We start from the raw sequence: 25,403 nt of genomic DNA on the forward strand, positions 1-25,403 counted from the left end.
ATGTTTTAAAAATGGGAAGCTAATTTTTAAGATTTTTGTAATAATAAGCTATGGCTTCACCTAAAGATGAGATGTGAAGTTTTTCGTATATGCGTTTGGCATGAGTATTCACCGTAGCATAACTGATGCCCATCTTATCGGCAACCATTTTATAAGATAGACCTTCGGCGAGGTATGCTAGGACTTGGTTTTCTTTTGGCGAAAGCGGATTATTGATTGCTTTTGGAATAAAATAATCTAAAACTTTCTGGGCAATGGCCGGATTCATAGCTGCACCACCTTGATTCACTTCTTCAATGGCTTGAAGTATGCGTTGCGGTTTGTCGTTTTTAAGGATATAACCGCTTGCTCCGTTTTTGATACAAATAAATATCTTTTCACTATCATCAAAAGCAGTTTGCATTAGTACTTTCACTTCAGGATGATGCATTTTTATTTGGCGCAAACCTTCTATACCATCAACTTCGGGCATATTGATGTCCATTAAAACTACATCGGGATAATAGGTTTCTATTTCTGAAAGTACATTAACACAATTCACTGCTTCGCCTACAAACTTAAGTTCGTCATTGAAACTAAGCAACGCCTTAAGACTATCGCGTCTCTCGGTGCTATCATCATAAATAAAAATTCGTATTGGCATAGCTCAAATGTAACGATGATTTTCTTATGGATTTATCCCTTAATTAAGGGATAGCGGAATTAATGCTTTGATGGTTGTGCCATTATTAATTGTAGAATTTACTTTAAACTTTCCGTTTAATTCTTCAACTCTTTTACGCATATTGGTCATTCCGTTTCCTTTTATTTGATTGGTATCAAAGCCAATACCATTGTCTTTAAGTTCTAAAACGATATTGTTTTCTATAATAGAAAGGCTAATTTGAACTTTTGTCGCTTTACTATATTTGACAGAATTATTAATAGCTTCTTTGATAATAAGCACTATGTTTTTCCTAGTACTAATGTCTTTAATTATGGTGTCAATAGAGGTATCTATTTTTATTTCATATTCGATGGTCGTAGCTCCCAAAATATCGTTAGCAAAGTTTTTAATACGAGTACTAATACTCATAAATTCATCTTTCCCCGGTTTCATACTCCAAATAATATCACCTATTTTATCAGCTATATTTTGAGATTGGTCTTCAATTTTATTTAATATTAGTTGGGCTTCCTCTGGATTTTTAGTTATTAATCTATTAGCGACAGCACTATTGATTTGTAAACTACTTAGTGTTGCTCCGATATCATCGTGTAAATCGGCAGTAATTTTATTTCGTTGTTGTTCTAGCGCAAGTTGTTGCTTAAACTCTATTTCTTGTTTGGCAAGACGTCTTCTGTAAACTAAATACAATATTACAACAAGTGCATATCCTAAAATAAGCAACCAAAACCAAACTTTTTTATAGATTGGAAAATCAATAGCAATAGTAATTGTTTTTTGAATTATAACTTTATTTTGAAATTTATCATAAACACCCAACTCTAGTTTATAAGTATCGGGAGCAAGATTGGCCAAATCAATAGTACAATCACTGTTTTTGTATATCCATTTATTATTGTTTATTCTGTAAACTATAGGAGATTGTTTTCCTTTATAGATATTGCACACTATAGCGTGAATAGTGATATTGTTTTGATTATAATCTAAATTTAATTTACGGATGAAATCGTTATTCGTGTTTGAATGTAGTTTTTCTTGATTAACCAAAATTTCATCTATATATACTTTAGATTTATATATAGCATTATCATATTTTAATGGTGGTTTAAAATAATTAAAGCCTTTCATGCCACCAAAAAAAAGCGTGCCATCAGTTGATTTATAATAAGCTCTGTTATTAAAATCCCAATCTTGAATCCCATCTTCTTTGGTAAAATTGATTATATTATAATTGTCGCCATTAATATAACTTAAACCTCGTTGATGACTTGCCCAGCAATTTCCCTTTTCGTCTAAAAGAATTCCATATATATAAGTTCCTGACAAGTTATTATTAGCATCAATTTTTTTAATAATCTTAAAATTAGAGTTTAAAACTAAAATACCATTATTCGTTCCTACCCAAACTCTATTTTTGTTGGTATCTTCTTGAAAATAAAAAGGCTGAAGTCCGTTTAGTATATTTTGTGAATGCACTATATTATATGATTCATTCAATTGGTATAATGTGGCTTCCTGATTAAGATAGGAAACTACTATCCTGTTTTTTGAAATGGGGTTGATTTTAAAAGGGTTTTTCTTTGTTTGATTGGCTAGCTTATTTAGCTTTTTTTCTTTTGTATCTATTATGTATAATCCGCTTTGAAAGGAACATACTAATTGATTCTCTAATAGTACTATATCTTGTAATAACCCTATTTGTTGGATGTTAGAAAGTGTGCCATAAAACTTTAGTTGCTTATTTTCATCTATTTGAAATAAATCAATTGTTAGATCATTATTTTGAACTAGTTGCCAAATGATTTTATGTTTTAAATCGGTTACTTCCTTTATAATTAAAGCAGGGTTAACATTTGCATTAATTTTTTTTAAATGTCTTTCTTCTTTATCAAAAACGACGTTGTCTTGCACTAAAAATGAACCGTCAGTGAATTCCGAAAAATTGCCAACACCAGATTTAAACAACTCATTGGTACTGGAAACTTTATTTAGCAATGGTGGATTAAAATCTAAAATCATTTGTCCAAAACCATCACGACACATCCATAATCTATTCATTTTATCAAATGAATAGCAGTAGGTAGTTGCAAAATTTTCATTTAATTTTTGATTATATATTTTTTCAAAGTCTTTTTTATATATGTCAAATCTTTCTTTATCTTTTACAACAATTATACTTTTATTAACTGCAATTCCTTCTATTCTCGTGTTATATTCATTTTTTTTGAAAATACTGCGTGAATTACAATCAAAAAGTAACAAATAAGTATTGGTTCCAATTAAAATTGTGTTAGTGTATTTATCATAACTTGACGAAATAATTTTAAACTCATTATCAGTCAAATATTTTTCTAAATAACGATGCGATTTTTTGGTCTTTGTATCAAAAAACAGCAACCCATTAGGATTAAGTATCCATAAGTTATCATTAGCATCAATAAAAGGAATACGAGTAAAAATTGGGTTTTGAGAATTATCATAAACATGAAAAGAAGCAACTTTATAGCTGCTTGAAGTATTATAAAATTTAGCCGTATTTGATTTTATGTCATAGGCAATGATATCAAAATCTTTATTATGACACCATACTTTACCATTAGCAAATCCAATAGAAAAAACTGTCTGATCTTTTCCCTTTGGAAATAAAAACTTTACATTAAATCGATCTTTTCTTCTTACGTAAACATACAATCCAGTTGTACTGCCAATATAAATATTATGACTATCGTCTTCAGCAAAACCATAACCTTGTTGCAGATTTTTGCAGTTTTCAAAATACTGGTCTTTTTTATAGACTTTGACATAATTTCCGTCATATCTATTTACAGCATCATTTCCTGTTATCCATACAAAACCCAAACTGTCTTCATATCTATAGTAATTAGAACCTTGTGAAAGTCCTTCATCTAGAGTAAGCGTTGAAATTGAAAAATTTAAAAAAGAAGATTGTGCTTTTGAAGTATTCCAAAGCAGCAGAAAAAAAAGAGTAAATATTAGATGGCGTTTAATAATATTCTTGTGTTTTAAAGTTCAATAGGTAATTGATTTATAAAAATATTCTTTATTTCGAAATCATAAAAATTTATTTTCTGAAATACTGTATAAAGATGAAATTTCACATTTTGCTGCTATGAATTTGTTAAAAAAGTATTTTAAATAAAAATCCCGAGTGATGAGTTCGGGACTTTTCGGAATAAACTAACTAACTTTTTACTATTATTTTATTTCTATAAAAGGGCAATTTAATTCTCACTTATTGCCCTAAAAGCCAGCGGGCAAACGCAACTGGCCTCAGGAGCAACTCAAATAAACCACAATTATTTATTTTTCTTTAAGGTTATTAACTCAAAGTCAGCGACTATTAAAAAGTGTTTGGGTTACTTTTACTAACACATTATTTTGAGTAGTAGATTTAAGTATGCTAAATATAAATCTCTATTACAAAATTGAATTAATTCGTTATAGGAATTGATGAGTAAAAAACTATATTTACTATGTTGGATGAACCTAAAAAAATACCGTCGTTTAACGGATATAAATAGGGTTGTCTGGCGGAATTCATTTATTTATAGTTAGCGTTACTTTTGTAAGTTCCTAATTATTGAATCATTCACTACCGAGTGATTTGTATTTGATTGAATATAAAAAACGCTGCATGATTTTAAATGACCCCTTTTTTATTGGTATTTGTTTTTTCACCATAGGTTTTTTATCGCTGGTTGGTTTTACTAGTGCCTATCTGAATTACTTTTTTAAATCTAAAATTTATAGGTATTACAGTTTGTATATCTTGACACTTTTGTTATTTGTTATAACTGTTTATATAAAAGATACTGGCGACTTCCCTATTAAAACAGTTCGCCGTAATGTTATGCAGCTCCTAGTTGATGGCTTGCAAATGCTAAGTGCTTTATTGTTTTGTTCTTTTATTTATCATGCAATGGTATTTCAAGATGTGAAATATGAAAAGCTCAAAAAGACGTATCATGCTTTTATTGGTTTTATTGGTATCTACTTTTTAATAATGTTTATTTTTCCGCATTTTGTCAGAGTGAGCTTTGAATTCTTTGTGATAACACGATTGATTATTTATCTGATTGCAATACTATTTTATTATCACCTTGGAAAAGGGTTAAAGATTGTGTTCTTCCGATATTTATTTATAGGAACAACCTTTTTATTTGTTTCCGGGATTTTAGCTCTTTGGGATTCTATAACTAATGCAAGTATTTATACCGGTTTTCACTATTTATGTTACGGTTATTTCTTTGAAAATATTTGCTTTATCGGTGCTTTCATCTATAAATATTTTATTGTAGACAAAGAAAAACAGGAAGTTGAGCATCGGTATGAAGTGCAACTATTTACAACCAAAATCGAAATGCAACAACAAACCATGGAATACATTGGTAAAGAAATTCATGATAATATTGGACAGAAACTAACCTTAGCCAGTTTATACACTCAACAATTAGGGCATGAAAATAAAGCACCTAACATAACGGACAACATTTACAACATTAGTGCTTTAATTAATGAGTCTTTGGATGAAATGAGAGAATTAAGCAAATCGCTTACTGACAATTCTATAGAAAAAAACAACATCTACAAACTGATTGAGAACGAATCCGAACGAGTGCGAAAACTCAATTCATATAAAGTAAAATTTATCAGCAATAATAAAAATATTGATTTAAACTATCAGTCGAAAGCAGTTTTGACACGCATTGTACAAGAGTTTTTTCAAAATAGCATCAAACATGCTGATTGCCAAAACTTAACTTTAGTATTGACCACTGTTAAAAATTCTGTTGAACTTGTATTGGTTGATGATGGCAAAGGATTTGACAAGGATAAAACCTACTCAAACGGAATTGGCCTCAGAAACATGAAGAAAAGAACCGAAATGCTTAATGGCGAATTTAAACTGGAAAGTAAACTAGCTATTGGAACAAAGATAACCGTAACTATACCGTTTTAAATGAAAAACACCATTGCCATAGTTGATGATCATATACTCATAGCACAAGCTTTGAAAGGTATTATTTCAAAATTTGAAAACTTTGAAGTCATTTTTGAATGTGAAAATGGTAAAGAACTTATTCATAAAATAAAAGCCTTGAAAACCGTTCCCAATATCGTAATGCTCGATATTAGTATGCCGGAAATGAATGGTTTTGAAACTGCACTATGGTTAAAAGAAAGTTATCCTGAAATAAAAATAATGGTGTTAAGTATGCAAAACGATGAACAGAGTGTTATCAAAATGATACGAAATGGAGCCAAAAGTTATCTGCTAAAAAATACGCATCCACGTGATCTTGAAATGGCGCTAAACAAATTGGTTCAAGACGGATTTTTCTATCCTGATTGGGCTTCTAAAATTATTTATTCTAATATGAACGGCACTACCAGCAGTTCGATATCAAAGCTTACCGAAAGAGAAAAAGAGTTTTTGAAATATACTATTACCGAAATGAGTTACAAGGAAATAGCAGAGCTAATGTGCTGCAGTCCAAGAACCGTAGAAAGCTATCGTGATAATCTGTTTGAAAAACTAGAGCTAAAAACACGTGTAGGCTTGGCGGTTTATGCGCTTAAAAATGGATTCTCTTAAAACAAAAACAGTTTTCAACTTGTTAATCCAAGTTAAAAACTGTTCTATACTAAAACTAAAAGACTACTCTTCGTAGCGCTCCATTTCTCTATCATAGAATTCACCAGCTAAAGTAATTAGATGTTCCATCTCGCTTTCTAATTCGGTTTCGTCTTCTCCTTCTAAATCTTCCAGAAATTCGACCTCATCATCTTTTAAATTGATAATAAAGCGAGGGAAATCAAGGTGAATTATAAAAATATCATCTTCTGGTAAATCAGAGTTATCGGCTAGTAAAAATTTTGGTAATTCCATGTTTATTTGTGTTATCGGTTGTCTGTTTTCTGTTATCAATAGTCTGTTGCAAAAATAGTTAAAACAGATAACTCATAACAGATAACCGACAACAAAGATTATTTATCAGACAAAATTACCGGAGCACTTCCTTTGCCCATAAAAATGATTTTGGCATTAGACGAGGTTGCTATTTCTTTTTGCGCTTTGATTTGTTCGTATTGTAATTGTTTATCGGTCAAGCCGGATGAGATAATTCTTTGATAATCCGCAATACCTTGTGCTTCTACCCTTTTACGTTCGGCTTCTTGTTTTTCTTTTTGCAAAACGAATGTCATTTTTTGAGCATCTTGCTCGGCATTAATTTTACTTTCGATAGAAGCTTTTACGGAAACCGGAAGATTGATATTTCTAATCAAAAGTTGTTCTAAAACCAAGCCTCTTTTTTTGAAATCATCTTCAATTGATTTAAAAATTCGTTGTTGAAATTCGTTTCTTTTAGTCGAATATAAAGCTACGGCATCATAATAAACTGCGTTGTCACGAATGCGTGTTCGGGTTACCGGACGCACGATTTTATCCGTATAATCTTGACCAATTCCTTTTAAAATCTTTGGAGCTTCTGTTGGTAACACTCTATACAAAACGGTTAAGTCAATTACGACTTCCAAACCATCATTAGATAAAACTCTGATGGCATCATCACCTTCTTGTGCTCCTTCTCCATGAATAGCAGACATAGTGTAATTTTGAGTTTGAACATCAAAAATGGTAATGTCTAACAACGGATTAACAATATGCAAACCACTTTCTAAAACATCGGGTTGCACATTTCCGTATAGCGATTTTACGCCCACTTTACCTGCGTCAATTTGTTTGAATACTGATGATAATAATCCGATAAGAATAATCACTAATCCAAAAATCCTAAAAAGATTAGCAAATTTTGAAAGTGGGTTTTCGTTGTTTTTTAATGTAAAGCTGATAACAATTAAGATAATACCAATAATGAGTGAGAAGATCATTTTTTAAGTTTTTAAATTATACGGTGATTATACGCAACTGTTAAAAGTAAGTTACAAATTATTTAGAAGTAGTTGTCGAAATCAATTTTTTTGTCAGATAATGGAATCTAATAAACAGGAATACAGCAGCAGCAGTTAATCCAGCCAAAAGTCCAATCCAAACACCAACAGCTTTTAACGATGTATATTCTCCGAGATAAAACGAAATCGGAAAACCAATAATCCAATAGGCAACAAAAGTTATGTACATCGGAATCTTAACATCCTGCAAACCACGTAACGCACCCAAAACAACCACTTGAATTCCATCTGAAATTTGAAATACAGCTGCAACCAAAAGTAATTTTGCCGCAATAGTAATTACTTCTTGATTGTCTACTAGTTGTGATTGATTATCCATATTTAAAAACAAATAAGGTAAGATTTGATGTAAAGCAACAAACATTACAGCAAACAAAATTTCGATAAGAATGGCTAATAAAAATATAGAACGTGCTACAATGACCAATTGCTTGTAATCGTTCAATCCTTTTTGGTTACTTATTCGAATCATAGAAACTACGCTAAGGCCCATAGCAAACATAAACGTCATCGATGCCAAACTCAAAGCAATTTGATTGGCAGCCTGACTGGTTTTTCCGATGTTGCCACAAAGCCAGATTCCGGCCGTAAAAAGTACTACTTCAAAAAGCATTTGCATGGCAGATGGAAATCCAAGATTGACGATTTTTTTTATCATTTCTTTCTTGATTTCATCAAAACTAAAACCCTGGAAGTATTGTTTTAGCTGCTCTTTTCGTGATAAGATGATGTGCATAAAAGTAACCATCGCAATACGGGAAATAACAGTTCCTAAACCTGCACCAAGGATTCCCATTTTTGGAAAAATCCAAACGCCATAAATTAAACAGTAATTAATAAATACATGTAAAATATTGGCCATAACAATCGCATACATTGAAACTTTAGTCATCGACAGACCATCGGCAAACTGTTTGTAACCTTGATAAATAATAAGCGGAACTAACGAAAATGCAACCCAATCAACAAAAGGTTTTGCGAGTGCAATTACTTCTTTGGGTTGGTGTAATAATTCCATTATTGGCTTTGCCAAAACTACTAATCCAAAAAGTGCAAAACCTAAAATTACGCACAAAAACAAACCGTGGTGAAAAGCGGAACGGATTTTTGAAGTATCAGTTTCTGCATCAGCTTCGGCAACAATTGGTGTAATAGCCGTTGAAAATCCGATACCAAGCGACATGGCAATAAAAATCATACTGTTACCTAAAGAAACAGCAGCTAACTCTGTGCTGCCTAATTTTCCAACCATGATATTATCAACAATACCTATTAGTGTATGACCAAGCATTCCAATGATTACCGGATAGGCTAATCTTAAATTATAGGAGAACTCTTTGGTATATTGGGAGAAATTCATTTTGCAATTTTTTATTCCTAAGTTTAGGAATGCAAAGAGAAGCATTTTTTTTTATAAATATCTTTTTAAAACCGTGAATTATGTAATGAATTGAATATTTTTTGTAACATCTATTTTTTTGGAACCCACTACTTTTGCACCTGATTTTAAAGAAACCTTTTTAAACTAATTAGGTATAAAATCAAAAAACAACAATTATGAAAATTACAACAAAAATTAAATTAGTATCGGTATTTGCAGTTTCAATGTTTTTTACCAATGTTATTGTAGCACAAGAAACCGAAGTAAAGAATTATGATCAAAAATTTAAATTAGGTTTTGGAATTAATGCAGGAACCGTATTTGATGATCCTTATGAGTACTCACTTGGTGCTGACGCCAGATTGCAATACGATTTATCAAAAAGATATTCTGTTACTTTAACTTCTGGTTTTACAAATCTATTTGTAAATGGTGAAGACAATGATTTAGGATTTATTCCTGTAAAAGCGGGTTTTAAAGCATTTATTTTTAAAGATACTTTTTATCTGATGGGTGAAATTGGTGCAGCATTTGCTGTTACAAACGATTACAATAAGAATTCATTATTACTAGCGCCAAGCATTGGTTATGCTACAAAATACATTGATATTAGTTTGCGTTACGAACGTTATAATGATTTTCCGAATTATAATGATAACAAAATTGGTAAAGGCGTAGGTCAACTTGGACTTCGTTTAGCTTATGGTTTTGAATTGTAATTCATAAGATATTTAAAAAAATGCTCTGAAACTATCAGAGCATTTTTTTTATCCTTTCAATTGCGCTTTATATAAATCGATATTTGCTTTTACTTTTGGGTCTAATTCTGGTTCTTTTATATCGGTGAGTTTTTGCATTTCTTCCCAAATGATTTTAGCTACGATAACTCTAGCCATTTCTTTATCATCGGCCGGAATTACAAACCATGGTGCATGCACTTTCGCCGTTTTATTGATAGCTTCTTCGTAGTATTTCATATAATCATCCCAACGTTCGCGCTCTTTTAAATCTCCTGTAGAAAACTTCCAATTGTCTTCCGGATTTTCTAATCGCTTTAGCAATCTTTTACGTTGCTCTTCCTTGCTCATGTGAAAATAAAATTTCAAAACCAGCGTTCCGTTTTGCGTAATGTGCTTTTCAAAATTATTGATTTGCTCCATTCTGTTTTCCCAAAAAATTGGAGTAATATCTTCCACCTTTTCAATTCCTGGAATGTTCTCAAACATAATGTATTCTGGATGAACTCTAGTTACTAATACATTTTCGTAATGTGTCCTATTGAAAACCGCAAACTTCCCTTTTTCGGGCAAAGCCAAATAATGACGCCACAAATAATCATGTTCTAACTCGGTTGAATTGGGCGTTTTAAAACTATGCACCACAACGCCACGCGGATTGAACTCCTTAAAAACTTCTCGAATTAAACTGTCTTTTCCACTCGTGTCCATACCTTGGAGACAAATCAAAACGCCATATCGATTGTGCGCATACATAGCATCTTGACGTTTGCTCAGTTTTTGTTGAATTTTTAATAATTCTTCCCTTTTCTCATCATCATCGGCATCAATATTTAACTGGGTTGGAATTTTTGACAATTCGATTTTATCAATTACTCTAAAATCATCTGGATTTATGCTTTTCATAACGTAAGTATTTATATTTGTAAACTTATGGAAAAATTTCAACTTTCAGCCTTCACAACCATCAAAGGAATTGGTGCTACATCAGGAATAGTATTTCAAGACAATTCATTATTTATTGTTTCTGACAACAGCACATTTTTGTATCAATACAATATCAATGACAAAACACTTAAAAAACTAAAACTGTTTGAAAACAGTCAGGAAAACATTGCCAAAAAAGATAAAGCTGATTTTGAAGCGATAACTCTATTTGATAATAAACTCTATTTATTTGGATCAGGTTCAACCAAAAAAAGAGATGTCAGAGTTACTTTTACTCTTGAAAATAAAGAAGTCAAAGAAAAGAGTTTGGCTAAAATTTATAAACGACTTCGAGATACGATTTCATTAGCGGAAGATGAATTGAATATTGAAGGTGCCATTATTACTAAAACTATCATTTATTATTTTCAACGTGGCAATGGCGTCAATGCCCAAAATGGTGTTTTTAGTTATGATAAAAAAAATAAAACGGTTGAATTTGTATTGACAACACTTCCAAAAATTAATAAAATTGAAGCTACTTTCACCGATGCAATCTTGATTGATGAAACCATTTACTTTTTGGCTGCAGCCGAAAACACAAGCTCTACTTATGATGATGGCGAAGTTATGGGAAGCATTATAGGAACCATTGATTTCAAAACAATGAAACTAAAAAATTATATTCAAATCAGTGACAAACACAAATTTGAAGGATTGACATTATATAAAAAAACAGCAACTGAAATAGAATTGCTGCTTTGTGAAGATAATGATTCTGAAGAATTGGTATCGACAATCTATAAATTAGTGCTCAAAAATCAATAACTTTTCTTTGCGTCTTCGCGTCTTTGCGAGAAATGAAAATCGCTCGCAAAGCCGCAAAGACACAAAGTTTAAAATAATTAAAAATGTCTGTTACTTTTCAATCTCACGCAGGCTTTCCATTTTCTTATGCGCCAAGAAACCTTTGATATCTTCAAAATGTTCTTTCACTCGTTTGTGTCCAAATTCGAAAACTTTGGTCGCCAATCCGTCAAGGAAATCCCTGTCGTGAGAAACCAAAATTAAGGTTCCGTCAAAGTCGCGTAAAGCATCTTTAATAATGTCTTTAGTTTTCATATCTAAGTGATTAGACGGCTCATCCAGAATTAATAAATTAACTGGTTCCAGCAATAATTTTATCATTGCCAAACGAGTTTTTTCTCCACCCGAAAGTACTTTTACTTTTTTGGTAACATCATCGCCGTGAAACATAAAAGCACCCAAAATATCTTTAATTTTAGTACGAACATCTCCAACTGCAATGTCATCAATAGTCGAAAATATAGTTGCGTTTTCGTCTAATAACGACGCCTGATTTTGGGCAAAATAGCCAATCATCGCATTATGACCAATGTCAACGCTTCCACTATTAATTTCGATTTCTTTCATGATGGCTTTAATCATCGTTGATTTTCCTTCTCCGTTTTTTCCAACGAAAGCTACTTTATCACCACGTTCTATTACTATATTGGCATCTTTAAAAATCAGATGATTTCCATAAGATTTTTCTAAATCCTTAACAATTACCGGATATTGTCCGGAACGAATTGACGGTGGGAATTTCAATTTTAAAGCGGAAGTATCAATTTCATCAATTTCTACCTGAACAATCTTTTCCAGCATTTTTACACGAGATTGTACCGACAAAGTCTTGGAGAAAGTTCCTTTAAAACGATCAATAAATTCCTGATTTTCAGCAATCATTTTTTGCTGCTCGTCATAGGCTTTTTGTTGGTGAATTCTTCGGTCTTTTCTGAGTTCTAAATAATGAGAATATTTGGCTTTGTAATCGTAAATTCTTCCCATGGTCACTTCAATTGTACGATTGGTGATATTATCTACAAACGCTCTATCGTGTGAAATCACCACAACCGCTTTTGCCGAATTAATCAAGAAATCTTCCAACCATTGGATACTTTCAATATCCATGTGATTTGTTGGCTCATCTAACAAAATCAAATCGGGTTTTTGCAATAAGATTTTGGCTAATTCAATTCGCATTCTCCATCCACCGGAAAACTCGGAAGTTTGACGGGTAAAATCTTCTCTTTCAAATCCAAGACCGGTTAATATTTTTTCGACCTCAGCTTCATAGTTGATTTCTTCAATAGCATAAAACTTCTCGCTTAAGTCGGAAACGCGTTCGATTAGTTTCATATACTCATCACTTTCATAATCGGTTCTGATGGTTAATTGCTCGTTGATTTCGTCAATTTCGGCTTTCATTTTGAAGATTTCGCCAAATGCTTTAGAAGTTTCTTCCATAACAGTTGAACCATCTTTAGTCAATAAATGCTGAGGCAAATAAGCAATCACAGCGTCTTTTGGAGCAGAAATATTTCCGGTTGAAGGCTTTGCTTCTCCTGCAATTATCTTTAAAAGTGTCGATTTACCGGCGCCATTTTTACCCATTAAGGCAATTTTATCATTTTCATTAATCGCAAAAGAAACATCGCTAAAAAGTGAAGTGCCACCAAATTGAACTGAAATATCGTTAACTGTAATCATATAGATTGTTAGATTTTTTGAAGCGGCAAAGATAGTCTAATTTAGAAATGCTGCAATTTGAAAATGTATCCTTTGTTTTATTTATCTTTAGCACGACAAACTTACATACTCGATGCCACTACTCGACTACAGTTTTCTATCCAAAATTTTGCCTAAAGCCAAGATTAAAAAGGGTTTTAGGAATGCAAAACTATCTTATTTAAAAAGAGTTCGAATAGCAACTTCATTGTTCTTTTTTGGGATGGGATTTTGTTTTTCGACATGGGCAAGCCGAATTCCGGATATCAAATCGATGTTACATTTGAGCGAAGCCGGATTGGGAACATTACTTTTTGCTTTGCCAATTGGACAACTATTGGGAATGCCAATTTCGGGTAAAATTGTAACCAAATACGGTAGTCGTACAATTTCAATTATTGGGCTTTTGCTTTATGCCTTTTCCCTTGTACTATTAGGATTGGCAACAATAAAATTAGAATTAGCAATTGGTTTATTTCTATTTGGGTTCTTTGCCAATTTATGCGGTATTGCGATTAATACACAAGGCGTTTATACACAGCAACTCTTTGAGAAACCTATTACAGGTTCATTCCATGGTTCGTGGAGTTTAGCGGGCTTCTGTGGTGCGCTGTTGAGTTTATTAATGTTGGCCTTGAAACTTAGTCCGTTTAAGCATTTCATTATTGCTTTTGTTTTGATACTGTTAATTATAGTATTCAACTATAAATTTATAGTAAAAACTGAAGTAAAAAAACAAGAAGAACAATCGAGTTATTCGTTTTTTAAGAATCCCGATACTACATTAATTTGGTTAGGAATAATTTGTTTTTGCTGTATGGCTAGCGAGGGAATTATGTTTGATTGGAGCGGAGTTTATTTCAAAGAAATAGTAAAAGCGCCAGGTGCTTTAGTTGCTTTGGGTTATACTACTTTCATGATTAGCATGGCTTCCGGTCGGTTTTTGAGTGATGTATTAGTACACAAATACGGCAATAAAAAGGTACTTCTCATCAGCGGAATCGTAATTTCTGCAGGATTGTATTCGGCAGTTCTTTTTCCATATTTAATTCCATGCACTATTGCTTTTATGGTCGTTGGTCTCGGAGTTTCTAATGTGGTTCCAATCATATTTAATATCGCCGGAAACAATGAAAAAGTTCCAACTGGCATTGCACTGACAATAGTTTCCAGTATAAGTTTTCTGGGTTTTTTGATTGGGCCACCGTTAATTGGCTTTATTGCAGAGATGACAAGTTTAAAATATTCGTTTGCGATTATAGGCGTTTTCGGAATATTTATTACAGTATTAGTTAGCCGATTGAAAATATTTAAATAAATTAAATACTCAACCTAAACTCTTCTATCACGGGACTTGCTTTGCCAAAATCAATTTCCTGAATAAATAATTCTACTGCTTTTGCCGTTTGAATACTTGGCAAAACATTGGCTTGATTGTTATTTCTAATGACAACATTGAGATTTGCTTCTTCTAGTTTTTCCTTTAAGGTAATTGCTAAGATTTCTTCTCCTGAAAATATTTTTATTAAGCCCATTTTTTTGAGTTATGAATTATAAATTATGAGTTATGAGTTTTGGTTAAAATCTATCTGATCACTAATCACTTAACACTTATTCCTCATCCATTTCGAAGAAAAGCGGTTCAATCATTATTTTATCTGCTAACGACTCTACTCTTTCTGTGATTTGAGAACAAAAGAATAGGCGTTGGGTTTTTTCAATACTGTTAGACAAACGAAGCACAACAGCATCCATTCTGCTTCTGAATAATACATCAGCATCATCAACAACCAGCAACTTAATTGTATTGCTGTTAAATCCTGCCGATGAAAACATAGCGTTGATTTTATTTGGGGTTCCAATTAAAATATCCAATCCCATAGAAACAACATTTTTATCATAATCGATGTCGCCTTTGTCATGAACTCCTAATATACTCAAATCGGTGTAAGTTCCATATTTTAAAAATAGTTCTTCCATTTCCAACACTTTTTCTTTGTTTTCAACTAGGATTAAAGCTCTGGTACTTTCGTCTAAGGTTTTTTCTAATTTTTGTATAACGTTTAAAACAATTGTCGTTGTCTTTCCTGTTCCTTCGGCAGATTGAATTACAGCATCGGCTCCGCTTTTAATAGTAGAAAAGGTTTCCTGTTGCATTTCATTTGCTTCGGTTAAACCGTTTTCAATGAGTGCTTTTTGGAGGTTGGGGTTTATTTTTTTTAAGTTCATATTTTTTAGTTGTCGGTTATCAGTTATTAGTTGTCGGTTAAATGCCGAGAACAGACAACTGATTACTTTTATTTAGAAGCAAATAGTTTTACATCAGTTTCCGAAATTTCATTTCCGCCTAGGATTATCAACCGTTCAACAACATTGCGTAGTTCACGAATATTACCTGTCCAATCGTACTCTTGTAATAATTTGACCGCTTGTTTAGAAAAAGATTTCGAAATATTTCCTTGTTCTTCTGCAATCTTGGAAGCAAAATGTTCAACCAATAACGGAATATCATCACGTCGGTCATTCAATGAGGGAACTTTGATTAAAATCACTGCCAATCGATGGTACAAATCTTCTCTAAATCGTCCTTCTGCGATTTCCTTTTTCAAATCTTTATTGGTTGCTGCCACTACTCTCACGTTGATTTTGATGTCTTTGTCTGCACCAACTCTTTGTATCAAACTTTCCTGTAAAGCACGTAAAACTTTGGCTTGCGCCGATAAACTCATATCGCCAATTTCGTCCAGAAAAATGGTTCCGCCATCAGCCGCTTCAAATTTTCCGGCTCTGTCTTTTACGGCAGATGTAAATGCGCCTTTCACGTGTCCGAATAATTCGCTTTCTATGAGTTCCGATGGAATCGCGGCACAATTCACTTCAATCATTGGAGCATTTACTCTTTCACTTTTTTCGTGTAATTGGTGAGCGACTAATTCTTTTCCGGTTCCGTTTGGTCCCGTAATTAAAACTCTGGCATCGGTCAACGCTACTTTCTCAATCATCAATTTAATTTGATTGATTGGTTCGCTTTCTCCAATAATTTCGTAGTTTTTGGAAACTTTTTTCTTGAGTATTTTATTTTCAACCACCAATTGCTTTTTGTCTAAAGCATTTCGAACGGTGTTTAATAACCTATTCAAATCGGGTGGTTTTGAAATATAATCAAACGCGCCAAGACGCATAGTGTTCACAGCAGTTTCTAAATCACCATGACCAGAAATCATCACCATTGGAATTTCGGGCTTGATTTTTTTTACGGCTTCGAGCAATTCTTCGCCGTTCATTTTTGGCATTTTAATATCGCAAAGTACCAAATCGTAATCTTCGTTTTTTATTTTTTCAAGACCAATTTTTCCGTCTTCGGCTTCTTCTACGATATAAGTATCGCTTTCCTCAAGAAGTATTTTGGTCAATACTCTGCGGATAGATACTTCGTCTTCGATGATTAATATTTTGGGCATTGTGTATTTATAGTTTGTCGTTTATTGTATATGGTTGGCTAACTAGCCCTGATTGTAGCAACTACCTTGTAGTGCGGAAAGCAGGAAAATGGTTTACTCTTTGCCCGAACCTTTCGCTCCTAATCAGTTTTGACAAAAGTAGTATAATTTCACATTAAGCGCTTTACTTTTGTTGCATCAAAAATAGATTTAATACTTTTGCGGTTCAAAACCAACGAATATGTCAACTGCAAAAAAAGATTACAAAAGAATTACCACAAAGTCATTATTTGATATGAAAGCCAATGGCGAAAAAATAGCTATGCTTACCGCTTACGATTTTTCGATGGCAAAAATTGTTGATTCTGCCGGTGTTGATGTGATTTTAGTAGGCGATTCTGCTAGTAATGTTATGGCGGGCCATGAAACAACGTTACCCATTACGCTTGACCAAATGATATACCATGCCTCAAGCGTTGTTCGTGCTATTGAACGTGCTTTGGTCGTTGTTGATTTGCCTTTTGGAAGTTATCAATCTGATCCAAAAGAAGCACTTCGTTCTGCCATTAGAATAATGAAGGAAAGTGGCGCGCATTCTGTAAAACTAGAAGGTGGAAGTGAAATAAAAGAAAGTATTAAACGTATTTTAAATGCTGGAATTCCGGTAATGGGACATTTGGGTTTAACACCACAATCAATATACAAATTTGGAACGTATACGGTTCGTGCCAAAGAGGAAGCCGAAGCAGAACAACTAATTGAAGATGCTAAATTGTTAGAAAAATTGGGATGCTTTGCTTTAGTATTAGAAAAAATTCCAGCTTCTTTGGCAGAAAAAGTAGCTAAGACAATTTCTATTCCAGTAATCGGAATTGGTGCTGGCGGTGGCGTTGACGGTCAAGTTTTAGTAATTCATGATATGTTGGGAATGAACAATGAATTTAGCCCAAGATTTTTAAGACGCTATCTAGATTTATACGAACAAATGACCAAAGCCATTGGGAATTATGTTGCTGATGTAAAATCGGAAGATTTTCCGAATGTGAACGAACAATACTAGCATAGTTAAAAGGATAAAATTCAAACCATTAAGAAATTAAGATTCATTAAGCCTTAATTAACTTAATTTCTTAATGGTTCAAATTAAAATGAAAATAATTTCCACAAAAGACAACCTCCAGATTCTTCACGAAGACAATCACATAATTGTGGTAAACAAACGCGTTGGCGATATTGTACAAGGCGATAAAACGGGTGACAAACCGTTATCTGAAGTTGTTAAAGAATACATCAAAGAAAAATACCAAAAACCCGGAAAAGTCTTTCTTGGTGTCGTTCACAGATTAGACCGACCAACAACCGGAATTGTAGTATTTGCCCGAACATCAAAAGCTTTGACTCGACTTAATGAACTATTTGCTAATCGGGAAACGCAAAAAACCTATTGGGCCATTGTCAAAAACAAACCGGAAAAAGAGCAAGATACATTAGTTCATTATCTGAAACGCAACGAAAAAAACAATACTTCCAAAGCCCACATAAAAGAAGTTCCCGAAAGTAAAAAAGCCATTTTAGATTATAAGATCATCAAAACGCTTGACAATTATTTTGCTTTAGAAATAAATCTTTACACAGGAAGACATCATCAAATTAGAGCACAATTAGCGGCAATTGATTGCCCAATAAAAGGAGATTTAAAATATGGTTTTGACCGTAGTAATCCTGATGGTGGAATTCATCTTCATGCGCGCAAGCTTATTTTTATTCATCCGGTTTCAAAAGAATCTTTAGAAATCTTTGCGCCCACTCCGAAAGATGCTATTTGGAGTTCTATTTAATACTAAAAAGTGTACTTTTACGTTATATAAAATGTATAACCCTAAATACACCTACTATGAAAAAAATAATTGTAACCTCGTTTTTGCTATTTGGTTTTATCACTTTTGCCCAAGAACATTTTTCCGGAATTAGTACTTCCAATCGTGTTGGAATTTTAAATGGTGTGCTCAATCCAGCAGAGTTTTCCAGTCTTTCTAAGAAATTTGAAATCAACTTCTACGGTCTCAGTTTTGATGTCTCCAATAATAAAATTGGGTTTAAAGATCTTACCTCAAATACGAACTTAGAAGATTTGCTTTTCACAGGAACAGCGCCTGTAAACATGCGTGTTGATGCAACAATCATTGGTCCTAGTTTTGCCATGAGATGGATGAAATGGGGATTTGGCTTGACTACTAAAGCCAATGTAAAATTTGATATGGTTGATGTTGATCCAACTATTGGAAACGCAATTTCTAATACTAACTTAGTCTTAAACACTACACTTTTAAACAATCCAAATAATCAGAGATTAGATGGAACTTCGTATGGAACTGTAGGGTTTTCAGCGGCCAGAACCATCATTGATAATGACAAATACAGTTTTAGTGCCGGAATTACTTTAAATATGTTATTTCCTGGTTCCTATTCAAATTTTGGTTTGAGCAACCTTAACGGGACAATTACAGAAAATGCTTCTGGAGCTTACTTGACTACCAATCAGCCTGCTACTTTAAACATTGCCTATTCAGGAAGTCTTGCCGATAGTTTTACTAATTTTAATGATTACAGCCAATCTATTTTTGGAAAACTAAATGGTCTTTCAACTGATATCGGTGTAAACTATGAATGGAAAGATGGTAAAAGTAATTATAAAATAAAAGGTGGACTTGCCATCAAAAACATGGGAAGTATGACTTTTAAAGACAATAATAATCACAATACTAATTACACTTTAGATATACATTCAACTCCTCAAAATCTTCAAGGCCTAGATTTAAGTCTGTTTAATAACGTAAACAATCTTAGTGAAGTTGAACAGGTTTTATTTGACAAAGGTTATCTTAATATCTCAGACCAAAATAAAACCGATTTTAAAGTTAGTTTACCGACATTGTTAACATTATATGCTGATTTTAAAATTGTTCCAAAAGTGTATGTTACTGGTTATTTACAGCAAAAAATGAAAAAAGATGAAAGTAATGCCCAGATTACAGCCAGAAATATTTTTTCAGTAACACCTAGAATTAACTTAGGATTTTTTGAAGCTTATCTTCCGGTTTCTCAGGATGAAATTTCAGGAACTAATGTTGGTTTCGGTTTCAGATTAGCTGGATTTTATCTTGGTTCCAATTCAATTATCACTTCATTAGCAGACGGAAAACAAGCTAACATTTATACTGGTTATAGGTTGGCTTTTTTATAAAAAAATAAAATTGAATTTTAATTGGTAAAAACGTAACTTGCTAACTAATTTAGTCATGTTATGATTTTTAAAACCGATATAAATTACAGAAAACAATCATTAACAAAATTGCTGAATTGTGTTCAGTTACATGAAAAAGAAATTGTACAGGCATTATATGATGATTTCAAAAAACCAACTTTTGAAGCAGTTTTAAGTGAAACTGGCTACATACTTGCTGAACTTAATCATACTATAAAAAATATTAATAAATGGGCAAGACCAACAATGGTTTTGCCTTCTATTTTAAATTTTCCTTCTACAGATTATATCTATAAAGAACCTTACGGAAAAGTATTAATTATTTCTCCTTGGAATTATCCATATCAATTAGTCTTGTGTCCGTTGATTGCTGCAGTTGCTGCTGGAAATCAAGTAGTAGTAAAACCTTCAGAGCTGACGCCAAACACATCCAAAATTGTTTCCAAAATAATAAGAGAAACTTTTGATAAAAATCATGTTGAATGTATTGAAGGAAGTGCCGATATTGCTCAAGAATTATTAGCAAAACGTTGGGATTATATTTTCTTCACCGGAAGCGTTACTGTTGGTAAAATAGTAGCTAAAGCGGCAGCAGAAAATCTAACCCCAGTTACACTTGAACTTGGCGGAAAAAATCCATGTATTATTGATGAAACTGCCAATTTAAAACTAGCTGCCAAAAGAATCGTTTGGGGGAAGTTCTTGAATGCTGGTCAAACCTGTATTGCGCCAGATTATTTGTTGGTTTCGAAGAAAATTAAAGTAGCATTTGTCGAATTATTAAAAGAAGAAATTACCAATGCTTATGGTGAAAATCCTGAGTCTTCTCCTGATTTTACAAGAATTATTAATCAAAGAAACTGGGACAGATTAACCGCAATGTTAACAAATGAAAGTATACTTGCTGGTGGAAAAATGAACAGTCAGGATTATTATATTGCTCCTACTTTAGTTGATGAACCAAGCTTGGATAGTTTGGTGATGAAAGACGAAATTTTTGGACCAATTCTTCCCATTCTATCGTACGAAGACGAAGCTAATTTGGCTTCTATAATTTCCAGATACGAGAAACCATTGTCACTTTATGTATTTAGTGATGATACAGTTTTTGCTAAAAATATTATTCAAAATTATTCCTTTGGAGGCGGCTGTATTAATGATACTATTGTCTATTTTTCTAACAAAAGATTACCTTTTGGTGGCATTGGAAACAGCGGTATTGGTGCTTATCATGGCAAATTAAGTTTTGACACTTTTACACACCGAAAAGCCATTGTAAAAAAAGCAAACTGGCTCGATATACCGATTAGGTATGCTCCATACAAAGGCAAATTAAATACAATCAAAAGAGTAATAAAATGGTTTTCTTAAAAAAATACTTTTTTATTTTTATGTACATTTATCAAATAATATAAAATCCTAATTTTTGCATTGTTAAATCCGTTAAATCCAGATTCATTTGAATAATTATTTATCACTAGCATACTTCGATAATTACTTGATAATTTTTTTATTATTATTTGTATTAACACTACTTTATTTTGCCATTAGCAAAACACTACAAAAAAAGTTAAATTTAAATACTAAAAATTCTTACTTTGATCCAAAAGAAGAGCAATTCAAAATATATTTTTTATTTTTTGGCATCACCATTCCTTTGATTGAGACCATTGTCGATACTTTTCAACTAAGGGCTACAAGTCATTTGATTATAAATTATTTCATGGGAGGTATTTTAATTTTGTTTTATTTTTTAAGTGGTAAATTCAAATTCCTCTCCAAAAACACTAATGCAATTTTTACCTTCTTTTATTTTGTCTATTTTTCATTTATATTTTACAATGTATTTTTTACACCTTTTGAATTAATTGCTTATATAAGTTTAGTCGTTGCCTTTTTCCTTTCTTATTTTGTTATAAAAAATATCATTCATTATTGGGCATTTATTATTTCAATATTACTTCTTTTAATCGTTAGCTATCAACTTGAATTAATTGAGAATAAATATATCATATTATTAATTTGTGCATTTATTTCAATTATTGCCATTCATATATCAAGGCATCTAATTTTTATAGAAACCAGAAATAAATTTATTTTTTCTGATATAATTGTAAATAATGGAAACTCCCTTATTTTAACCTCAAATAAAAAAGGGGAAATCTCATTTTGTAGCCAATCGATTGAGCCAATACTTGGCTATAAACCAGAAGATGTTATGGGAATGGGCTATTGGAAATTAACAGAGGATCCAGAGTTTATAGGTGAAGTTTATCATGAAACTTACATTGACAATAGAAGTTACGTCAGAAAATTGAAATGTAAAAATGGTGATTTCAAATTTATTCAATGGAAAGACAAAAAATATTCAGATGATATAGTTATTGGTATAGGCCAAGATGTAACCGAACAAGTTAATATAGAAAACCAATACAGAAGTTTAATTGAATCAGCTGCTGATTTAATATATGAAATCGATTTAAAAGCCAATATTACTTATGTAAATCAATTCACTAAAGAAACATTAGGGTACACGAGAAGTGAAATTTTAGAAAAGCACTTTTATAAATTTATTAGAAAAGATTACCTAGACTTTGTAGTCGATTTCTATAAAGATATTCCAAAGGAAAGTAATCAATACAATGATCTTGTTTTTCCGTTACTTAAGAAAGATGGAGAGACCATTTGGGTTTCTCAAAAAGTAACCATGAAGAAAAATCAAAACAATGAAATCGTTGGTTTTTCAGCTATTGCAAGAGATATTACACTTGTAAAAAATCTTGAAATAGAGCATTATAACAGAAGTAAAAAAGTTAGAATACATAATGAAACATTAAAAAAATTAACCTCTCAAAGTTATTCAAACAAAGAAACTTTCAACGTAATACTCAAAAACATATTAAAAGTAGCTAGCACAAATTGTTCGATAGACAGAGTTAGTTATTGGAAATTTCTTAAAGAAGAGATACGCTGTGAAAACATTTATTATTTGCAAAGTGACCGTTTTGAAAAAAACTTTTTTATAGAAAAGAAAAAACATCCTATTTATTTTAGAAACATAGAAACTGGGTCACAAATTGTAGCTTCTAATGTCTATGACAATCCTATTACTCAAGAACTTTGTTTTGACTATTTTCCTAAAAATGATATTAAGTCTTTGTTAGACACTCCAATATTTATTAACGGTGAAATTATCGGGATTCTGTGTTTCGAGAAAATTGAAACTACAACTGAATGGGATAATGAAGACATAAACTTTTCGAGATCTATTGCCGATTTGATAGCTATCGCAATTGAATCTCAGTTGCTATTAGAATCAGATAAAAAATTATCCTATAAAAGTGAAATTCTAACCGTAATTAGCAAGAACACGCAAAAATTTTTAATGTCTAAAAATACAGATGAAATTTTTCACGGTATTATAGAAAATGTAGGGAATGTTACTCAAGTTGACAAATTATCCTTTTTTGAAAATGATTCAAAAAATCAATCTTTAATTCAAAAATACAGATGGTCGGGAGAAACAAAATCTTTAACCGAGCTAAACCCTTTGATTTTAAATGTCCCTTACGACAATATTTCTGATGTAATGGAAAATATGTTGCAAAACAAACCCTATTTTTCAGTAGTTAAAAAAATAAAAAATCAAGTTACTAAAGATTTTTTTACATCGTTAGATACAAAATCAATATTAATACTGCCCATTTTCGTTAAAGAGAACTTGTATGGTATCATCGTATTTATAGTAAATCAAAAAGAAAGAGAATGGACAAATGATGAAATAACAACATTACAAACTCTGGCAAACAATATTTCCTATGCTATTGAACGAAATCTTAACGAAGCGATTATTAAAGAAAGTGAGGAAAAATTCCAACTTCTAGCCAATAATATTCCTGAAACGGTTCATCTATCGCGTTATGATGATAAATGGTCCAAAATATATTTGAATGATGAAATCGAAAAATTAACAGGCTATCATAAAGATGATTTTCTCCAAAATAAAATTTATTATATCGATTTGGTACATCCAGATGATTTAAAATTAGTCAAAAACAAAGCAGATGAATTATTTAAAGAAAATCAAAAGATTCATTTAATCTACAGAATAATTCATAAAGATGGCCATTTTATCTGGGTAGAAGAATTTGGAGAACCAATTCTTAAAGATGGAAAAATTGAATTCATAGTTGGAATTTTTATTGATATCACCCAAAGAATGGAAGCCGAAGATGCTATCAAAGAAAAAAATTATGCTCAAGCTGCCAACAAAGCAAAATCAGAATTTTTAGCCAATATGAGCCACGAAATCAGAACGCCTTTAAATGGTATTATTGGATTTACTGAACTTTTGATGCACACCAATCTTGAAAGCATTCAAAAAAAATATATGGACACCATCAATCAATCAGCAAATTCACTGATGGAAGTTATCAATAATATTCTCGATTTTTCAAAAATAGAATCGGGTAAGTTGGAACTTAATATTGAAAACATAAGTCTAACTGAAATTATGAATCAAGTTGTCGATTTAATAAAATATGAAGCTAATTTAAAAAAGCTCAAAATTAATTTAGACATCGACCAAAAAGTGCCAAAATATATATCCGTTGATTATATTCGGTTGAAACAAATTTTAATCAATCTGTTAAGTAATGCTGTTAAATTTACTGAAAAAGGAACCATTGATTTATCAGTTTCTGTTATTGAGTATCTCGATAATAATAAGATAAAATTAAAATTCTCAGTAAAAGATACCGGAATTGGTATAAAAGAAAAAAACCAATTGCGAATTTTTGAAGCGTTTTCGCAAGAAGATAATTCAACTACAAAACGATTTGGCGGAACTGGCTTAGGGCTTTCAATTTCAAACCAACTCCTAAGTCTGATGGACAGCCAATTAGAACTTGGAAGCGAATTCGGAGAAGGAAGTGAATTTAGTTTTGTGCTTGAAGTTGATTATTCAAACCAAGAAAAAGCAGATAAAAATATCATACTTGACACGAAAAAACATCCGTTAGATTCTATAGTTACCAACGAAGAAAAAATAATTTTTATCGTTGAAGACAATAAGATTAATATGCTTTTGGCAAAAACTTTGATGAAACAAATCTTACCGAATGCGCAAATATTTGAATTAGAAAACGGAGAATTAGCATTAGAAAAAATACAAACGATAATCCCAGATTTGATTTTAATGGACATTCAAATGCCCGTAATGAACGGCTATGACGCAACAGTGGAAATTAGAAAAAATCCAAAAGCTGAAAAGATTCCAATTATCGCTCTAACAGCCGGAACCATTGTTGGTGAAAAAGAAAAATGTATACAATTTGGAATGAACGACTATATTCCAAAACCAATTGATAAAGATTTTTTGATTAAAATCATAAGTCAATGGATAACTAATAACTAAAAT

20 protein-coding genes are annotated in these 25,403 nt (G+C 31.9%); 10 read left to right on the plus strand and 10 right to left on the minus strand.

Features of this window, described 5'->3' with window-relative positions; all coding sequences use genetic code 11:
• Nucleotides 1-19 precede the first annotated feature (19 nt).
• The gene (locus tag QWY90_RS09000; RefSeq protein ID WP_290285554.1) at nucleotides 20-643 is read right to left on the minus strand and encodes a response regulator; all 624 of its coding nucleotides are present in this window, start codon (nucleotides 641-643) and stop codon (nucleotides 20-22) included.
• 39 nt (nucleotides 644-682) lie between these two features.
• Nucleotides 683-3,526: a sensor histidine kinase gene (locus tag QWY90_RS09005; protein ID WP_290285555.1), complete on the minus strand. Its 2,844-nt coding sequence runs from the start codon at nucleotides 3,524-3,526 to the stop codon at nucleotides 683-685.
• Nucleotides 3,527-4,322: 796 nt separating this feature from the next.
• Here QWY90_RS09005 and QWY90_RS09010 point away from each other — a divergent pair.
• Nucleotides 4,323-5,648: a sensor histidine kinase gene (locus tag QWY90_RS09010; protein ID WP_290285556.1), complete on the plus strand. Its 1,326-nt coding sequence runs from the start codon at nucleotides 4,323-4,325 to the stop codon at nucleotides 5,646-5,648.
• Nucleotides 5,649-6,284 (plus strand): response regulator, encoded by a 636-nt coding sequence (locus QWY90_RS09015; protein ID WP_290285557.1) that lies wholly within the window; start codon nucleotides 5,649-5,651, stop codon nucleotides 6,282-6,284.
• Between the two features lie 63 nt (nucleotides 6,285-6,347).
• On the opposite strand, the gene QWY90_RS09020 is transcribed toward QWY90_RS09015, so the two are convergent.
• The 3 genes from QWY90_RS09020 to QWY90_RS09030 all read right to left on the minus strand — a co-directional run bounded on the left by QWY90_RS09020 (nucleotide 6,348) and on the right by QWY90_RS09030 (nucleotide 9,023).
• The gene (locus tag QWY90_RS09020; protein ID WP_290285558.1) at nucleotides 6,348-6,578 is read right to left on the minus strand and encodes a DUF8828 family protein; all 231 of its coding nucleotides are present in this window, start codon (nucleotides 6,576-6,578) and stop codon (nucleotides 6,348-6,350) included.
• 98 nt (nucleotides 6,579-6,676) lie between these two features.
• Nucleotides 6,677-7,582, minus strand: a complete 906-nt coding sequence (locus tag QWY90_RS09025; protein WP_290285559.1) for a prohibitin family protein — start codon at nucleotides 7,580-7,582, stop codon at nucleotides 6,677-6,679.
• Nucleotides 7,583-7,640: 58 nt separating this feature from the next.
• Entirely contained in the window at nucleotides 7,641-9,023 is a 1,383-nt protein-coding gene (locus QWY90_RS09030; protein WP_290285560.1) for an MATE family efflux transporter, read from the minus strand.
• 197 nt (nucleotides 9,024-9,220) lie between these two features.
• Here QWY90_RS09030 and QWY90_RS09035 point away from each other — a divergent pair, with 197 nt between their 5' ends.
• A complete protein-coding gene (locus QWY90_RS09035; protein ID WP_290285561.1) occupies nucleotides 9,221-9,763 on the plus strand; it encodes a hypothetical protein in 543 nt (180 codons plus the stop codon).
• Between the two features lie 48 nt (nucleotides 9,764-9,811).
• On the opposite strand, the gene QWY90_RS09040 is transcribed toward QWY90_RS09035, so the two are convergent.
• On the minus strand, nucleotides 9,812-10,687 hold the full coding sequence (locus QWY90_RS09040; RefSeq protein WP_290285562.1) for a PPK2 family polyphosphate kinase: 876 nt from the start codon (nucleotides 10,685-10,687) through the stop codon (nucleotides 9,812-9,814).
• 27 nt (nucleotides 10,688-10,714) lie between these two features.
• Here QWY90_RS09040 and QWY90_RS09045 point away from each other — a divergent pair, with 27 nt between their 5' ends.
• Complete coding sequence (locus QWY90_RS09045) at nucleotides 10,715-11,536, plus strand: DUF6929 family protein (RefSeq protein ID WP_290285563.1); 822 nt, start codon at nucleotides 10,715-10,717, stop codon at nucleotides 11,534-11,536.
• A 90-nt stretch (nucleotides 11,537-11,626) separates the two neighbouring features.
• On the opposite strand, the gene QWY90_RS09050 is transcribed toward QWY90_RS09045, so the two are convergent.
• Nucleotides 11,627-13,261 (minus strand): ABC-F family ATP-binding cassette domain-containing protein, encoded by a 1,635-nt coding sequence (locus tag QWY90_RS09050; protein WP_290285564.1) that lies wholly within the window; start codon nucleotides 13,259-13,261, stop codon nucleotides 11,627-11,629.
• 112 nt (nucleotides 13,262-13,373) lie between these two features.
• On the opposite strand from QWY90_RS09050, the gene QWY90_RS09055 reads away from it, so the two are divergent.
• Nucleotides 13,374-14,597 carry an MFS transporter gene (locus QWY90_RS09055; RefSeq protein WP_290285565.1) on the plus strand — a complete coding sequence of 408 codons (1,224 nt, stop codon included), beginning with the start codon at nucleotides 13,374-13,376 and terminating at the stop codon, nucleotides 14,595-14,597.
• 1 nt (nucleotide 14,598) lies between these two features.
• Here QWY90_RS09055 and QWY90_RS09060 read toward each other — a convergent pair whose 3' ends face one another.
• The 3 genes from QWY90_RS09060 to QWY90_RS09070 all read right to left on the minus strand — a co-directional run bounded on the left by QWY90_RS09060 (nucleotide 14,599) and on the right by QWY90_RS09070 (nucleotide 16,740).
• Nucleotides 14,599-14,814 (minus strand): DUF2007 domain-containing protein, encoded by a 216-nt coding sequence (locus QWY90_RS09060; protein WP_290285566.1) that lies wholly within the window; start codon nucleotides 14,812-14,814, stop codon nucleotides 14,599-14,601.
• 76 nt (nucleotides 14,815-14,890) lie between these two features.
• The gene (locus tag QWY90_RS09065) at nucleotides 14,891-15,508 is read right to left on the minus strand and encodes a DEAD/DEAH box helicase (RefSeq protein WP_290285567.1); all 618 of its coding nucleotides are present in this window, start codon (nucleotides 15,506-15,508) and stop codon (nucleotides 14,891-14,893) included.
• Nucleotides 15,509-15,576: 68 nt separating this feature from the next.
• A complete protein-coding gene (locus QWY90_RS09070) occupies nucleotides 15,577-16,740 on the minus strand; it encodes a sigma-54-dependent transcriptional regulator (RefSeq protein ID WP_290285568.1) in 1,164 nt (387 codons plus the stop codon).
• A 220-nt stretch (nucleotides 16,741-16,960) separates the two neighbouring features.
• On the opposite strand from QWY90_RS09070, the gene panB reads away from it, so the two are divergent.
• The 5 genes from panB to QWY90_RS09095 all read left to right on the plus strand — a co-directional run bounded on the left by panB (nucleotide 16,961) and on the right by QWY90_RS09095 (nucleotide 25,400).
• Entirely contained in the window at nucleotides 16,961-17,779 is an 819-nt protein-coding gene (gene panB / locus QWY90_RS09075; protein ID WP_290285569.1) for a 3-methyl-2-oxobutanoate hydroxymethyltransferase, read from the plus strand.
• Between the two features lie 88 nt (nucleotides 17,780-17,867).
• Nucleotides 17,868-18,557, plus strand: coding sequence for an RluA family pseudouridine synthase (locus QWY90_RS09080; RefSeq protein WP_290285570.1), 690 nt, complete (start codon nucleotides 17,868-17,870; stop codon nucleotides 18,555-18,557).
• A gap of 56 nt (nucleotides 18,558-18,613) precedes the next feature.
• A complete protein-coding gene (locus QWY90_RS09085; protein WP_290285571.1) occupies nucleotides 18,614-19,963 on the plus strand; it encodes a hypothetical protein in 1,350 nt (449 codons plus the stop codon).
• A gap of 60 nt (nucleotides 19,964-20,023) precedes the next feature.
• Entirely contained in the window at nucleotides 20,024-21,355 is a 1,332-nt protein-coding gene (locus QWY90_RS09090; protein WP_290285572.1) for an aldehyde dehydrogenase, read from the plus strand.
• 88 nt (nucleotides 21,356-21,443) lie between these two features.
• The gene (locus QWY90_RS09095) at nucleotides 21,444-25,400 is read left to right on the plus strand and encodes a PAS domain S-box protein (RefSeq protein ID WP_290285573.1); all 3,957 of its coding nucleotides are present in this window, start codon (nucleotides 21,444-21,446) and stop codon (nucleotides 25,398-25,400) included.
• Nucleotides 25,401-25,403: the final 3 nt, after the last annotated feature.

The organism is Flavobacterium paronense (assembly GCF_030409795.1).
Classification (GTDB): Bacteria; Bacteroidota; Bacteroidia; order Flavobacteriales; family Flavobacteriaceae; genus Flavobacterium; species Flavobacterium paronense.

Excerpts from the sequence above, each read along its gene's own strand:
- QWY90_RS09080 (WP_290285570.1), top strand. The coding sequence starts at position 17,868 with ATGAAAATAATTTCCACAAAAGACAACCTCCAGATTCTTCACGAAGAC.
- QWY90_RS09030 (WP_290285560.1), bottom strand. The coding sequence starts at position 9,023 with ATGAATTTCTCCCAATATACCAAAGAGTTCTCCTATAATTTAAGATTA.
- QWY90_RS09065 (WP_290285567.1), bottom strand. The coding sequence starts at position 15,508 with ATGAACTTAAAAAAAATAAACCCCAACCTCCAAAAAGCACTCATTGAA.
- QWY90_RS09085 (WP_290285571.1), top strand. The coding sequence starts at position 18,614 with ATGAAAAAAATAATTGTAACCTCGTTTTTGCTATTTGGTTTTATCACT.
- QWY90_RS09090 (WP_290285572.1), top strand. The coding sequence starts at position 20,024 with ATGATTTTTAAAACCGATATAAATTACAGAAAACAATCATTAACAAAA.
- QWY90_RS09035 (WP_290285561.1), top strand. The coding sequence starts at position 9,221 with ATGAAAATTACAACAAAAATTAAATTAGTATCGGTATTTGCAGTTTCA.
- QWY90_RS09015 (WP_290285557.1), top strand. The coding sequence starts at position 5,649 with ATGAAAAACACCATTGCCATAGTTGATGATCATATACTCATAGCACAA.
- panB (WP_290285569.1), top strand. The coding sequence starts at position 16,961 with ATGTCAACTGCAAAAAAAGATTACAAAAGAATTACCACAAAGTCATTA.
- QWY90_RS09000 (WP_290285554.1), bottom strand. The coding sequence starts at position 643 with ATGCCAATACGAATTTTTATTTATGATGATAGCACCGAGAGACGCGAT.
- QWY90_RS09060 (WP_290285566.1), bottom strand. The coding sequence starts at position 14,814 with ATGGGCTTAATAAAAATATTTTCAGGAGAAGAAATCTTAGCAATTACC.
- QWY90_RS09050 (WP_290285564.1), bottom strand. The coding sequence starts at position 13,261 with ATGATTACAGTTAACGATATTTCAGTTCAATTTGGTGGCACTTCACTT.
- QWY90_RS09070 (WP_290285568.1), bottom strand. The coding sequence starts at position 16,740 with ATGCCCAAAATATTAATCATCGAAGACGAAGTATCTATCCGCAGAGTA.
- QWY90_RS09010 (WP_290285556.1), top strand. The coding sequence starts at position 4,323 with ATGATTTTAAATGACCCCTTTTTTATTGGTATTTGTTTTTTCACCATA.
- QWY90_RS09055 (WP_290285565.1), top strand. The coding sequence starts at position 13,374 with ATGCCACTACTCGACTACAGTTTTCTATCCAAAATTTTGCCTAAAGCC.
- QWY90_RS09040 (WP_290285562.1), bottom strand. The coding sequence starts at position 10,687 with ATGAAAAGCATAAATCCAGATGATTTTAGAGTAATTGATAAAATCGAA.
- QWY90_RS09025 (WP_290285559.1), bottom strand. The coding sequence starts at position 7,582 with ATGATCTTCTCACTCATTATTGGTATTATCTTAATTGTTATCAGCTTT.
- QWY90_RS09020 (WP_290285558.1), bottom strand. The coding sequence starts at position 6,578 with ATGGAATTACCAAAATTTTTACTAGCCGATAACTCTGATTTACCAGAA.
- QWY90_RS09045 (WP_290285563.1), top strand. The coding sequence starts at position 10,715 with ATGGAAAAATTTCAACTTTCAGCCTTCACAACCATCAAAGGAATTGGT.